Origin of the sequence: Streptomyces sp. N50 (genome assembly GCF_033335955.1) — a bacterium.
Classification (GTDB): domain Bacteria; phylum Actinomycetota; class Actinomycetes; order Streptomycetales; family Streptomycetaceae; genus Streptomyces.
In genome coordinates, this window is the sequence record NZ_CP137549.1 from 8472118 (window position 1) to 8485287 (window position 13170).

At 69.2% G+C, this 13170-nt stretch carries 9 protein-coding genes and 1 pseudogene; 7 read left to right on the forward strand and 3 right to left on the reverse strand.

Annotation, left to right across the window (positions count from 1 at the left end):
- Positions 1–190: 190 nt before the first annotated feature.
- The 5 genes from R2B38_RS37600 to R2B38_RS37620 all read left to right on the forward strand — a co-directional run bounded on the left by R2B38_RS37600 (position 191) and on the right by R2B38_RS37620 (position 7759).
- Entirely contained in the window at positions 191–3751 is a 3561-nt protein-coding gene (locus R2B38_RS37600; RefSeq protein WP_318020266.1) for a choice-of-anchor D domain-containing protein, read from the forward strand.
- A 97-nt stretch (positions 3752–3848) separates the two neighbouring features.
- A complete protein-coding gene (locus tag R2B38_RS37605) occupies positions 3849–5822 on the forward strand; it encodes a discoidin domain-containing protein (protein ID WP_318020267.1) in 1974 nt (657 codons plus the stop codon).
- A 133-nt stretch (positions 5823–5955) separates the two neighbouring features.
- A complete protein-coding gene (locus tag R2B38_RS37610; RefSeq protein ID WP_318020268.1) occupies positions 5956–6609 on the forward strand; it encodes a hypothetical protein in 654 nt (217 codons plus the stop codon).
- Between the two features lie 44 nt (positions 6610–6653).
- A complete protein-coding gene (locus R2B38_RS37615) occupies positions 6654–7070 on the forward strand; it encodes a DUF6153 family protein (RefSeq protein ID WP_318020269.1) in 417 nt (138 codons plus the stop codon).
- A gap of 68 nt (positions 7071–7138) precedes the next feature.
- Positions 7139–7759: a DUF305 domain-containing protein gene (locus R2B38_RS37620; RefSeq protein ID WP_318020270.1), complete on the forward strand. Its 621-nt coding sequence runs from the start codon at positions 7139–7141 to the stop codon at positions 7757–7759.
- Between the two features lie 48 nt (positions 7760–7807).
- Here the strand turns inward: R2B38_RS37620 and R2B38_RS37625 are convergent, their stop codons facing one another.
- Positions 7808–8935, reverse strand: coding sequence for a DUF5954 family protein (locus R2B38_RS37625; RefSeq protein WP_318020271.1), 1128 nt, complete (start codon positions 8933–8935; stop codon positions 7808–7810).
- Positions 8936–9101: 166 nt separating this feature from the next.
- On the opposite strand from R2B38_RS37625, the gene R2B38_RS37630 reads away from it, so the two are divergent.
- Positions 9102–9764 carry an NUDIX domain-containing protein gene (locus R2B38_RS37630; protein WP_318020272.1) on the forward strand — a complete coding sequence of 221 codons (663 nt, stop codon included), beginning with the start codon at positions 9102–9104 and terminating at the stop codon, positions 9762–9764.
- Positions 9765–9851: 87 nt separating this feature from the next.
- Positions 9852–10839: pseudogene (locus tag R2B38_RS37635) on the forward strand (aldo/keto reductase).
- A 1-nt stretch (position 10840) separates the two neighbouring features.
- On the opposite strand, the gene R2B38_RS37640 reads toward R2B38_RS37635, so the two are convergent.
- Both R2B38_RS37640 and R2B38_RS37645 read right to left on the reverse strand, forming a co-directional pair.
- Positions 10841–11626, reverse strand: coding sequence for a GntR family transcriptional regulator (locus R2B38_RS37640; protein WP_318020273.1), 786 nt, complete (start codon positions 11624–11626; stop codon positions 10841–10843).
- Positions 11627–11658: 32 nt separating this feature from the next.
- Positions 11659–13152, reverse strand: a complete 1494-nt coding sequence (locus tag R2B38_RS37645; protein WP_318020274.1) for a CoA-acylating methylmalonate-semialdehyde dehydrogenase — start codon at positions 13150–13152, stop codon at positions 11659–11661.
- Between the last annotated feature and the right edge of the window lie 18 nt (positions 13153–13170).

Genomic DNA, 13170 nt, shown 5'->3' on the forward strand with positions numbered 1-13170 from the left:
TTCGTATGTGCGGACACCTGAGATCTTGCGGGATCCAAATTTGTTTGTTGCAAAGCTCTGTCGAGATATTGCGTGATCATGTCAGCGACATTACGGTCCCCCATGCATCGGCACCAACCCCCCGTCTCCCCTCCCTCTCTGGCGGCACCAGCGCGACAGTTCCGGCATTTCATTACGTAAGGAGTGGCACGTGTTCCATTCCATCCGAGATCTGAGACGAGCCCTCGTCTGGGTGGTCAGCACCGTGATGCTGGCCGCCGTAGGCGTCTTCGCTCTGGCTGTCCCACCCGCCGCGGCGGCGTCCACCGCCACCGGCGGCAGCGGCGCGAGCCTGCCGTACGTCGAGGTGCAGGCGGAGAACTCCGCCACCAACGGCTCGGCGATCGGCCCGAGTTACACCGCGGGCCAGCTGGCCGACGAGGCGTCCTACCGCAAGGCGACGACCCTCCAGGGCACCGGCCAGTACGTCACGTTCACCACGCCGGTGGCGACCAACTCGATCAACTTCCGCTACAGCATCCCCGACACCTCGGGCGGCTCGGTCTACACCGCCGCGCTCTCGCTGTACGTCAACGGCGTCAAGCAGCCCGACTTCACCCTGACCAACGCCTACAGCTGGTACTACGGCAGCTACCCCTTCACCAACACCCCGGGCAGCAACCCGCACCACTTCTACGACGAGGCCCATCGCCTGTTCAGCACCACCTATCCGGCGGGCACGACCTTCAAGCTCCAGGTCGACGCGGGGGACACCGCCTCCTCGTACACGATCGACTTCGCCGACTTCGAGCAGGTCGGCGCCGCCGCGACCGCACCCTCGGGCGCGGTGTCGGTGACCAGCAAGGGCGCCGACGCGACCGGTGTGGCCGACGCGACCAGCGCGTTCAACGCCGCGATCAGCTCGGCGGGCCCCGGCGGCACCGTGTGGATCCCGCCGGGCACCTTCAACATCCCCGGCCACATCAGCGTCAACAACGTCACGATCGCCGGCGCCGGGATGTGGTACTCGACCGTCACCGGCACGGCCCCCGGCTTCTACGGCAACTCCGCGCCCAACGCGAGCACCGACGTGCGCCTGCAGAACTTCGCGATCTTCGGCAACGTGCAGGAACGCGACGACAGCGCCCAGGTCAACGGCATCGGCGGCGCCCTGAGCGACTCGACCGTCTCCAACCTGTGGATCGACCACATGAAGGTCGGCGCCTGGATGGACGGACCGATGGACGGCCTGACGTTCACCGGCATGCGCATCCGTGACACCACCGCCGACGGCATCAACTTCCATGGCGGGGTCACCAATTCGAAGGTGACCAACAGCGACATCCGCAACACCGGCGACGACGGCATCGCCACCTGGGCGGACTCCGCCATCGGCGCCGACGCCAACGACACGATCTCCAACAACACCGTGTCCCTGCAGATCCTCGCCAACGCCATCGCGATCTACGGCGGCCACGACAACACCGTCAGCGGCAACCGCGTCGTGGACACCGGCATCGCGCAGGGCGGCGGCATCCACGTGGGGCAGCGCTTCACGTCGACGCCGGTCGGCACCACCACGATCTCCGACAACACCCTGGTCCGGGCCGGCAGCCTCGACCCCAACTGGCAGTTCGGCGTAGGGGCGTTGTGGTTCGACGGCAGTCAGGGCGCGATCACCGGCCCGATCAACGTGACCAACGCGCTGATCCAGCAGAGCCCCTACGAAGCGGTCCAGTGGGTCGAGGGCACCATCAGCGGGGTCAACCTCAACAACGTGACCATCGCCGGCACCGGAACCTTCGCCCTCCAGGAACAGACCGGCGGCGCCGCGAAGTTCACCAACGTCACGGCCACCGGCGTCGGTTACTCGTCCCCGGTGTACAACTGCTCGGGCGGCAACTTCGTCATCACCGACGGCGGCGGCAACTCCGGTATCAGCGGCACGCCGTACTGCGGCGGCTGGCCCGCTCCGGTCTACCCGCCCTACCCGTCGGAGGGCGTGACGGCCACGCCCGGTGCGCTCAACTTCGGCTCGGTGGCGACCGGTTCGACCAGCGCGGCGCAGACCGTGACCGTTTCCAACCCGACCAGCACCGCCGCGGCCGTCTCGTCGATCTCGACCAGCGGCGACTACGCCCAGACCAACACCTGCGGCTCGTCGATCGCGGCGAACGGCTCGTGCACCGTCAGCGTGAAGTTCTCGCCGACGGCGACCGGCAGCCGTAACGGATCTCTGACCGTCAACGCGGGCGGGACCACCAGCACCGTCAGCCTCTCCGGAACGGGCACCGCGCCCGGCCCGGTGCTGAACACCGATCCGGGGAGCCTGTCCTTCCCCGCGACGGTGGTCGGCTCGTCGGCCACCGCGCAGACCGTGACGGTGACCAACTCGGGCACCGCGTCGGCGACCGTCTCGGCCGTAGCGGCGACCGGTGACTTCAGCCAGACCAACAACTGCTCCACCCTCGCGGTCGGCGCGTCCTGCACGGTCACCGTCGGCTTCAAGCCCACCACCGGCGGAGCGCGCGCGGGCAACCTGACCATCACCAGCAACGCCAACAACAGCCCAACTGCCGTAACCCTGACCGGCAGTGGCATCGACAGCACCACCAACATCGCCGCCGGGCGTCCCGCATCGGCGAGTTCGAGCACGAGTCCCTACGTCGCCTCGAACCTCACCGACACGGACGCGTCGACGTACTGGGAGGGCACGGACGGTTCGTTCCCGCAGTGGGCCCAGGTCGATCTCGGCCAGAACTACGGCGTCGGCAAGGTCGTGCTCAAGCTCCCGCCGGCGACGGCGTGGTCGGCCCGTACGCAGACCCTGTCGGTACAGGGATCCACGGACGGCTCCAGCTTCTCCACGCTCAAGGCCTCGGCCGGGTACACCTTCGACCCGAGCGCCAACGCCAACACCGTGACCATCACGTTCAGTTCGGCCACGACGCGATACGTGCGGGTCAACATCACCGCCAACACGGGCTGGAACGCTGCCCAGTTGTCGGACTTCGAGGTGTTCCCCAGCAGTGGCGGTTCCTCACCGGCGACCCTGTCGGCCGACCCGACGTCCCTGTCGTACGCCACTCAGGCGCTCAACACCTCCAGCGGCGCGAAGACGGTCACGGTGACCAACTCCGGTACGGCGGCGGCGACTCTGTCCGGCGTCACCGTCACGGGCGACTTCGCGCAGACCAACACCTGCGGTTCGTCGATCGCGGCGGGTGCCTCCTGCACGGTGAGCGTGACGTTCACGCCCACCGCGTCCGGCACCCGCGCCGGTGATCTGAGCATCGCCAGCAACGCGTCGAACGGCACGACCACGGTCGCGCTGACCGGTGTTGGGGCCGGCACCGTGAGCCGGAACCTGGCGGCCGGCGCGGCCACCACCGAGTCCAGCCACACCGACGTGTACGCGTCCTCGAACGTCACGGACGGCAACCAGGGCACCTACTGGGAGAGCGCCAACAACGCCTTCCCGCAGTGGGTCCAGGTGGACCTCGGTTCGGCGCAGAGCGCGAGCCGGGTCGTCCTCCAGCTCCCCGCGACCTGGGGCGCCCGCAACCAGACGCTGTCCCTGTCGGGCAGCACCGACGGCTCCTCCTTCAGCACCCTCAAGTCGTCGGCGACGTACACCTTCGACCCGACCACCAACAACACGGTCACCCTCACGTTCACCGCGACCACCCAGCGCTACCTCCGGGTGAACATCACGGCGAACAACGGCTGGCCGGCCGGTCAGATCTCCGAGTTCCAGGTCTGGAACAGCTGACCCCGACCCGATGGTGCCGCCGGGCGCGCGTGCCTTCACACGCGCGCCCGGCGGCACCGACCACCGACCACCTGAAGAGGAGTCCGGAGGAATCCCCATGGGTGTCACACGCAGAGTCTTCTTGAGAGCCGCGATCGCGACCGCCGCCGTAGGAACGGTGGGCGCGACCGGGACCGTCCTCGCCCCCACCGCGTCGGCGGCCGGCGCGCCGGGCGACGTCGTCGGCAAGATCACCGTCGGCTACCAGGGCTGGTTCGCCTGCGTCGGCGACGGCGCGCCCATCAACGGCTGGTGGCACTGGACCCAGAACTGGAGCCAGCCGCCGTCCCCGACCAACACCGGCATCAGCTGCTGGCCCGACGTGCGCGAGTACACCAACACCTACCAGACGTCGTACGCCGCTCTCGGCAACGGCCAGCCCGCCAAGCTGTTCTCCTCCTACGACCAGCAGACGGTGAACACGCACTTCCTGTGGATGCAGCAGAACAGCATCGACACCGCCGCGCTCCAGCGCTTCAACCCCACCGGCGGCGAGGGACCCACCCGCGACGCCATGGCGACCAAGGTGCGCGGCGCCGCCGAGTCGTACGGGCGGAAGTTCTACATCATGTACGACGTCTCCAACTGGACGAACATGCAGTCCGAGATCAAGACGGACTGGACGAACAAGATGTCCGCGCACACGGCGAGTTCGGCGTACGCGAAGCAGAACGGCAAGCCGGTCGTGTGCATCTGGGGCTTCGGCTTCAACGACCCCAACCACCCCTTCACCCCCGACGCCTGCCTCGACGTCGTCAACTGGTTCAAGGGACAGGGGTGTTACGTCATCGGGGGCGTCCCGCGCGAATGGCGGACCGGCACCGGGGGCTCGCAGGCCGGCTTCTCGGGCGTCTATCACGCCTTCAACATGATCTCGCCGTGGATGGTCGGTGCCATCGGCAACGTGACCGAGGCCGACAACGCCTACACCACCTACACCGTCCCCGACCAGGCCGACTGCAACGCCAACGGCATCGACTTCCAGCCCTGTGTCCTGCCCGGTGACGTCTCCGGCCGGCAGCGCGCGCACGGCGACTTCATGTGGCGGCAGTTCTACAACATGGTGCGGGCCGGAGTGCAGGGCATCTACATCTCCATGTTCGACGAGTACAACGAGGGCAACCAGATCGCCAAGACCGCCGAGACCCAGGCCTGGGTGCCCACCAACTCCGGTTTCCTCGCCCTCGACGAGGACGGCACCGCCTGCTCCTCGGACTACTACCTGCGGCTGACGGGCGATGGTGGCCGCATGCTCAAGGGGCAGCTCGCGCTGACCCCGACTCGCCCCACCCAGCCGGTGATTCCGAACGGCGGCGACACCACACCGCCCGCCGCACCCGGTGGCCTGACCGCCACCGGGCACACCAGCGACTCCGTCTCGCTGAGCTGGAACACGGCGACCGACAACGTCGGTGTGAGCGGCTACCGCGTCCTGCGGGTGTCCGGCTCGACCAGTACCCAGGTGGGGACGACCGGCTCAACCTCCTTCACCGTCACCGGACTTGGCGCGTCCACGGCTTACGCCTTCGACGTCGTCGCCTACGACGCGGCGGGCAACGTCTCGCAACCCTCCAACCAGGTCACCGTCACGACCGACCCCCCGTCCAGCACCACCAACCTGGCGCTCCACAAGGCCACTTCGGAGAGCAGCCACACCCAGACGTACGCCTCGGGCAACGCGACCGACGGCGACACCAACACCTATTGGGAGTCCGCCAACAACGCCTTCCCGCAGTGGATCCAGGTCGACCTGGGCGCCGCGACCGGCGTCAAGCGGATCGTCCTGAAACTTCCCCCGGCCACCGCCTGGGCCACCCGTACCCAGACGATCTCCGTCCAGGGCGGCACGGACGCCGGCACCTCCACCCAGCTGCTCGCCTCGGCGGGCTACACCTTCGACCCGGCGACCGGCAACACCGCGACCCTCACGCTGCCCTCCACCGTCACCACCCGCTACATACGGCTCACCATCACCGCGAACAACGGCTGGCCGGCCGGGCAGGTCTCGGAGTTCCAGGTCTTCGGCGCCTGACCTCTCGTACGTCGGGTGAGGGTGTCGTCAGGAACACCCCCGATCCGGTCCTCAGGCCCAGGGACCGGGAGCGCCGTCGGCGGCAGGATTCAAGGCGTACCGAATCCACCACACGGAACCTTCGGGGGACCTCATGAACGAAATGTCGGCCAGGCGTCTGGCGGGCGGTGCGGGCATCGCCGCCGCCGTCGCCCTCATCGTCGAAGTGCCCCTGTACTTCGTCTACTCGGGCCCGCCGCCGGACGCCAACGTGCTGGCCCGGCTGCTGATCGGGATCGTCGCGCTGGCGTTCCTGCTCGTGTTCGTGACCGCGTTCCGCGAGCTGGTGAAGCGCGTGAATCCCGAGTACGAGTGGGCCGGTTCGATGGCCTTCACGGCAGGGCTGGTCTACACGACGATCACGCTGGTCTCCAGCGGACTGGAGGCCGGCGCGGTCATCGCCGCCGACCATCCCATCGACCCGACGATCGACGTCAGCGGCACCTACATCCTCTACGGGTCGATCTCCCGGCTGATGCTGGCGTTCTTCCTGACCGCGCTGGGCTTCGCCGTCTCCCGCACGCGACTGCTGCCGCGCTGGACCAGCAGGTCGGCCTACGTCCTGGCCGGGATCAACCTCGCCTTCGTGCCGTCGCTGTTCTTCGGGAACACCCCCGCGCACTTCTACGCGGCGAACGGCTGGGGCACCACCGCCCTGATGGGCGCGATCCTCAGCTACTGGCTGCTGGCCCTGGGCATCTCCACCTACCGCAGCGCGAAGGCACCCCGAGTGGGGGCACTGATGTAGGAGTCCGGTGCCGGCCCGATACCCAGGGTGGGTATGGTGACTCCATGGCCCGTCCCGAGCAGCCCGTAGCACCGCACCCTCGCGTGCGGTGCTACGGGCTGCTCGTCGCCGCCCTGCTGTTCGGTCTGCTCGGGATGCACGGGCTCGGGCCCGTCCCCATGATCGACTCCGCGCACGGGCACACCATCGCGGCTACGACCGTAGCGACGGGCGAGAGGGCGTCGACGCCGGACGGCTGTGATCACGACGGGGGCGACTGCGGCGGCAGCCACATGAAACACGCCGACGCGACCTGCGCCTCCGCGTCCGTCGCCGGGACCCCGGCCGTGGTTCCGGTGCTGCAACCCGATGTGGCCGCCTGCGCCGAGCTGCCCGACGGGCGTATGTCCGAGGCGGGCAGCGGTCCCGACGGAGGCCGGGCCCCGCCCTCCCTCGCCGAACTCCAACTCCTGCGGATCTAGAGCAACCCGCGCGCCACCGTGCGCGCGCCGGCATGCCCTGAACGGATCCACACACCAGGAGTTCCCCCATGACCGCACAGCGCAGGTTCGTCCGTCGTACCGTTCTCGCCGTCACCGCCTCGGTGGCCGCCCTCACGCTCGCCGCGTGCGGCAGCGGCGGCGACGGCAAGGCGAGCGGCGGGACCGCGTCCGCCACCGCGACCGGTGGCCACAACGCCGCGGACATCTCCTTCTCGAAGGACATGATCCAGCACCACCGCCAGGCCGTAGAGATGGCCGGACTGGCCGCCGGTCACGCCTCATCGGCGCAGGTCAAGAGCCTCGCCACGAAGATCGAGGGCGCCCAGGCCCCGGAGATCAAGACCATGTCCGGCTGGCTCACCTCGTGGGGCGAGCAGGTCCCCGAGGACATGTCCGGCATGGACTCCGGCATGGGCCACGACATGTCGTCGGCCACGCCCGGCATGATGAGCGACGCCGACATGGGCAAGCTGGAGAAGGCCTCCGGCGCCGACTTCGACACCATGTTCCTCACCATGATGGTTCAGCACCACGAGGGCGCCGTCGCCATGGCCAAGACCGAGAAGGCGGACGGGAGTTACGCCCCCGCCACCGCGCTCGCGGCCGGCGTGATCACGGCTCAGAGCGCCGAGATCAAGCAGATGAACAAGATGCTCGGCAAGAGCTGACACCAGCGGTGGAGGGCGGGGCCGGCCGGTCCCGCCCTCCACCCCGGCTCAGCCCTCTTCGGCCGCCTCACGCCGTTTCCGCTGCTCCTCGAACAGGCGGAGGAACTCCTTCGCCTGTTCGTCCGCAACGCGGCGCTGCTCCGTCTCCTCCTCGTTCAGCACCCGGTACTCGTCGAACACGCCCTCCTCGCGGAGCTGCTTCTCCTGGACGGCGGTGGGGAGTTCGGGGTCGGGGTCGGAGGGGCGCGGGCCCTCGGGACCGTCGGGGCCGACGCGGACGAGGCGTTCCACCCGCACGATCCGCGTCCGGCATCCGTCGATCACGATCTCGTCGCAGCGCTCGGCGTCGATGCGGTCGGCCAGCCGCCCGTACTCCGCCCTGGTCTCCTCGTCGAGCTGCTCCATGACCGGTGCCATCACCCGCAGATAGGTGGTGAGCGTGTCCCGCGACCCCTGCGGACTCGCGTTCGTCATCTGCGTCGGCGCCCAGTGGCCGTCCGAGAACTCGGCCGCGGTGAACTCCGCGGGCAGCAGCACACCCCCGGGATGCGTCTCCAGGGCGCGCAACGAGTCCTTCCGTACGGCGGCGGGAGCGGTGCCCTTGGCATGGACCAGCGACAGGAGTTCCATGCGCAGGATGCCCTCGGACATCCCGGTCGGGGTGAAGGGGTCGATCACGAACCCCTTGGTACGGCCGCGGTATTCGTGACCGTGTCCGACCTTCGCGGGGTCGGGGTCGGACGGCCGGGGCGGCTCCGGTCCCGTCGGTCCCATCCGGATGAACTGATCGCCCCGCACGGTCCGGAACCGGCGCCCGAACACCGTGAGTTCGTTCAGGGGCTCCCAGTCCAGCCGCTCCGCGTTCCGCAGCCACTCCCGCTGGGTCTCCGTGTCGCCCGCGTCCTCGGCGGCCCGCGCCCGTTCGCGGAACATCATGGCCATGGTGTCGCGGGAGCCCTGCGGGTAGGGGCTGGAGAAGAGGGAGATGATCTGCCAGCCGCCGGTCTCCAGCTCCTCGGCCACGCCGAACACCGGGCCACCACCGCCGAGGACGTTCGGATAGGCCTTGCGGGCCTGCCACGCGTCCACGTCCGCGAGGGCCGCCGCCGGGGCTTCCGGCTGGGCCTCCATCCTGATCATCCGGTATCCGGGTACCTGATCACCGTGCTCAGACATGGTTCCAGCATGCCCGGGGCGATGGACGGTACGCGGCGAAATCAACGCAACCGGCACACCAGTTGGACCCGCGGGGCACGGGTTCCGGCCACGCGTCCCGCGCCCCCGGGTGATAGATGTCTGACATGAACAACTCGATCGTCCCCTCCCGTCCGGCAGGTGTCCGATGACCGCGGGCGCCGACACCCCCGACCGCCGGGGCCGCACCGGCCTGGACCGCACCGGCCTCGATCTGACCGGAAATCCGCGCGTCAAGGTCCGCGACGTGACCCTGCTGTCCAGCCACTGGTACGTCGAGCGCACCACGACCTTCGACTTCCAGCACGGCGACGGCTCCTGGACCACCCAGGAACGCGAGACCCACGACCGGGGCAACGGCGCGACCCTGCTCCTCTACGACGCCGAGCGCGAAATGGTCCTCCTCACCCGCCAGTTCCGCTTCCCCGTGTACGTCAACGGCCACCCCGACGGCATGCTCGTCGAGACCCCGGGCGGACTCCTCGACGACGAGGACGAGCACCCGGAGGAGGCCGTGCGCCGCGAGGTGGTGGAGGAGACCGGGCACACCGTGGGGGAGGTGGAGCACGTCTTCGACGTCTACATGAGCCCCGGCTCGGTCACCGAACGCATCGGTTTCTACGCCGCGTCCTACGGCCCCTCGACCCGCACCCACGAGGGCGGTGGCCTCCAGGACGAGGGCGAGGACATCGAGATCCTCGAACTGCCCTTCCGCAGAGCCCTGGAGATGATCCGGAGCGGGGAGATCGCCGACGCCAAGACGATCATGCTGCTCCAATGGGCCGCGCTGGACGGGCCGTTCGCCAAGTAGCCGCCCAGTGGCTTGACTTGAAGTGCGCTCCAAGAGGAAGACTCCCGCTCGTGCCCGGAAAACCGGGTGCGAACGGGAGGGATCACCATGAAGTACCGCACCATCGGCACCGATCCGGCCCACCGCCGCGAGGTGAGCGTGCTCGCGCTCGGCGCGATGCTGTTCGGCTCCCGCACCGACGAGGAGACCTCCTTCGCCGTGCTCGACCGCTATGTCGAGGCCGGCGGGAACTTCATCGACACGTCCGACAACTACGCGTTCTGGACCGACGGAAGCCAGGGCGGTCAGAGCGAGAAGCTGCTCGGCCGGTGGCGGCGCAGCCGCGGCATCGGCGACGAGATCGTGATCGCCACCAAGCTCGGCGCCCGCCCGCTGGCACCCGGCACGGGGTTCGTCGACAACCCGGAGGGCCTGTCCGCGAAGGTCATCCGCGAGTCGGCCGAGCGCAGCCGCGAACGCCTCGGCGTGGACAAGCTCGACCTGCTGTACGCGCACATCGAGGACCAGAGCGTTCCGCTCCAGGAGACCGTCGAAGGATTCGCCGAGCTGGTCGCCGAGGGGCACGGTCGGCCTGCTGGGTGTCAGCAACCACGCCACCTGGCGTGTGGAACGGTCCCGCGCGCTCGCCGCCGCGGCCGGGCTGCCCGGCTACGAGGTCCTCCAGTACCAGCACAGCTATCTGCGCCCCCGGACCGACGTGCCGTCCGAGCTCTTCCCCGACGGCAGCCTCGGCAGCGCCGGCCCGGACCTGCTCGGCTATCTGCGCGCCGAGCCCGCCCTGACCCTGGTCGCCTACTCACCCCTGCTGGCCGGCGCCTACACCCGCGAGGACAAACCGCTGCCCGCCGACTACGACCACCCGGGCACCCCCGCCCGCCTCGCCGTGCTGCGGGCGGTGGCGAAGGAGACCGGGGCGAGCGTCAACCAGGTAGTACTGGCCTGGCAGTTGGGCGGGCCGCTGCCGATCGTGCCACTCGCGGGTGCGTCGTCGGTGGCTCAGCTGGAGGAGAACCTCGCCGCCGTGGACCTGGAGTTGACGGCGGAGCAGCGCGAACTCCTGGACTCCGCCGGGTAGTTCAGGGCCTGACCAGCAGTTGGAAGTCGAACGCGTACCGGGACGCCCGGTAGATGTGCGTCCCGTACTCGACCGCCCGCCCCGTGTCGTCGTAGGCCGTGCGCTGCATGGTGAGCAGTGCCGCGCCCTCCTTCTCGTCGAGGCGGGTGGCCTCCGCGGGGGTGGCCGAGCGGGCGCCTATCGTCTGGCGGGCGCTGTGCAGGGTGATGCCGGCGGTACGCAGCATCCGGTACAGGCCCGTCGACTCCAGCCGGGGAGTGTCGAGTTGGAGCAGGTTCGCCGGGAGGTAGTTGCAGAGGAACGCGACCGGCTGGCCGTGTGTGGAGCGCAGCCGCTCCAGCAGGGTGACCTCGCTGCCCTCCGGGACGCCGAGGGCGGCCGCGACATCCGCGGTCGCGGGCACGCCCTCGTTGCGCAGCACCTCCGTGGTCGGGCCCTGTCCGGCCGACTCCAGGTCGTCGTAGAGGCTGCTGAGTTCCAGCGGTCTCTTGACCTGGCTGTGCACGACCTGCGTGCCGACCCCGCGCCGTCGGACCAACAGCCCCTTGTCGACAAGGGATTGGATGGCCTGGCGGACGGTGGGGCGGGACAGGCCGAGGCGTACGGACAGGTCGATCTCGTTGCCCAGGAGGTTGCCCGGCGCCAGGGTCCCGTGCTCGATCGCCGACTCCAGCTGCTGTGCGAGCTGGTAGTACAGCGGCACCGGACTGTTGCGGTCCAGGGCGAAATGCAGGGCATCGAGCGGGGAGCCGTTCGCGGCACGCGCGAAGTCACCGGTCTTCGCCACAGGGGCACCTCCTCACAGGTCGTGACGGGCAGTCAGGAGTTGCTGGGGAAACCGAGGTTGATGCCACCGTCGGCCGGGTCCGGCCAGCGGGTGGTGATCACCTTGCCCTGCGTGTAGAAGGCGATGCCGTCGTTGCCGTAGATGTGCAGGTCCCCGAAGAGGGAGTCCTTCCAGCCGCCGAAGGAGTGGTAGCCGACGGGCACCGGGATCGGCACGTTCACGCCGACCATGCCCGCTTTGACCTCCATCTGGAAGCGGCGGGCGGCGCCGCCGTCCCGGGTGAAGATCGCGGTGCCGTTGCCCCAACGGGAGCTGTTGATCAGGGTGATGGCCTCGTCGTAGGACTCGGCGCGGACGACGACCAGGACCGGGCCGAAGATCTCGTCCTTGTACGCGTCCGCCGTCAGCGGGACCTTGTCGAGGAGGGAGACGCCGAGGAAGAAGCCGTCCTCGTGGCCCTCGACCGAGAAGCCGGTGCCGTCGACGACGACCTCGGCACCCTGCGCGGCGGCCGACGCGACGTACGAGGCGACCTTGTCGCGGTGCTCGCGGGTGATGAGCGGGCCCATCTCGGACGCCGGGTCGTTGCCCGGGCCGATGCGCAGGTTGCCGGCGCGCTCGGCGATCTTGGCGACCAGCTCGTCGCCGGTGTCGCCCACCGCGACCACCACGGAGACGGCCATGCAGCGCTCGCCGGCCGAGCCGTAGGCCGCGTTGATCGCCTGGTCGGCCGCGAAGTCCAGGTCCGCGTCCGGCAGGACCAGCATGTGGTTCTTGGCGCCGCCGAGGGCCTGCACGCGCTTGCCGTGCTCAACCGCCTTGAGCTGGATGTACTTCGCGATCGGCGTCGAGCCGACGAAGGAGACGGCCTCGACGTCCGGGTGCTCCAGGATGCGGTCGACGGCGACCTTGTCGCCCTGCACGACGTTCAGCACACCCTGTGGCAGGCCCGCCTCGGAGGCGAGTTCGGCCAGGCGGTAGGACGCCGACGGGTCCTTCTCGCTCGGCTTCAGCACGAAGGTGTTGCCGGTCGCGATGGCCAGCGGGAACATCCACATCGGCACCATGGCCGGGAAGTTGAACGGGGTGATACCCGCAACCACGCCCAGGGGCTGGCGAATTGAGGCCACGTCCACGCGGGTGGAGACCTGCGTCGACAGTTCGCCCTTCAGCTGCACGCTGATGCCGCAGGCGAGTTCGACGATCTCCATGCCGCGCGCGACCTCGCCGAGCGCGTCCGAGTGGACCTTGCCGTGCTCGGCGGTGATCAGCTCGGCGATCTCGTCGCGGTGCGCGTCCAGCAGCTCGCGGTACTTGAACAGGATCGCGGTGCGCTTGGCGAGCGAGGCGACGCCCCAGCTCTCGAACGCGGCCTTCGCGGAGGCGACGGCGGCGTCCACCTCGTCGACGGTCGCGAAGCCGACCTGCTTCTCCTGCGAGCCGGTCGCCGGGTTGTACACGGGACCGAAACGGCCCGAGGTGCTCTCGACGGGCTTGCCGTCGATCCAGTGGGTGATCGTCTTCATGGTGCAAGGGCCTTTCGG

Excerpts from the sequence above, each read along its gene's own strand:
- R2B38_RS37615 (WP_318020269.1), top strand. The coding sequence starts at position 6,654 with ATGGCCCGTCCCGAGCAGCCCGTAGCACCGCACCCTCGCGTGCGGTGC.
- R2B38_RS37645 (WP_318020274.1), bottom strand. The coding sequence starts at position 13,152 with ATGAAGACGATCACCCACTGGATCGACGGCAAGCCCGTCGAGAGCACC.
- R2B38_RS37625 (WP_318020271.1), bottom strand. The coding sequence starts at position 8,935 with ATGTCTGAGCACGGTGATCAGGTACCCGGATACCGGATGATCAGGATG.
- R2B38_RS37605 (WP_318020267.1), top strand. The coding sequence starts at position 3,849 with ATGGGTGTCACACGCAGAGTCTTCTTGAGAGCCGCGATCGCGACCGCC.
- R2B38_RS37630 (WP_318020272.1), top strand. The coding sequence starts at position 9,102 with ATGACCGCGGGCGCCGACACCCCCGACCGCCGGGGCCGCACCGGCCTG.
- R2B38_RS37610 (WP_318020268.1), top strand. The coding sequence starts at position 5,956 with ATGAACGAAATGTCGGCCAGGCGTCTGGCGGGCGGTGCGGGCATCGCC.
- R2B38_RS37620 (WP_318020270.1), top strand. The coding sequence starts at position 7,139 with ATGACCGCACAGCGCAGGTTCGTCCGTCGTACCGTTCTCGCCGTCACC.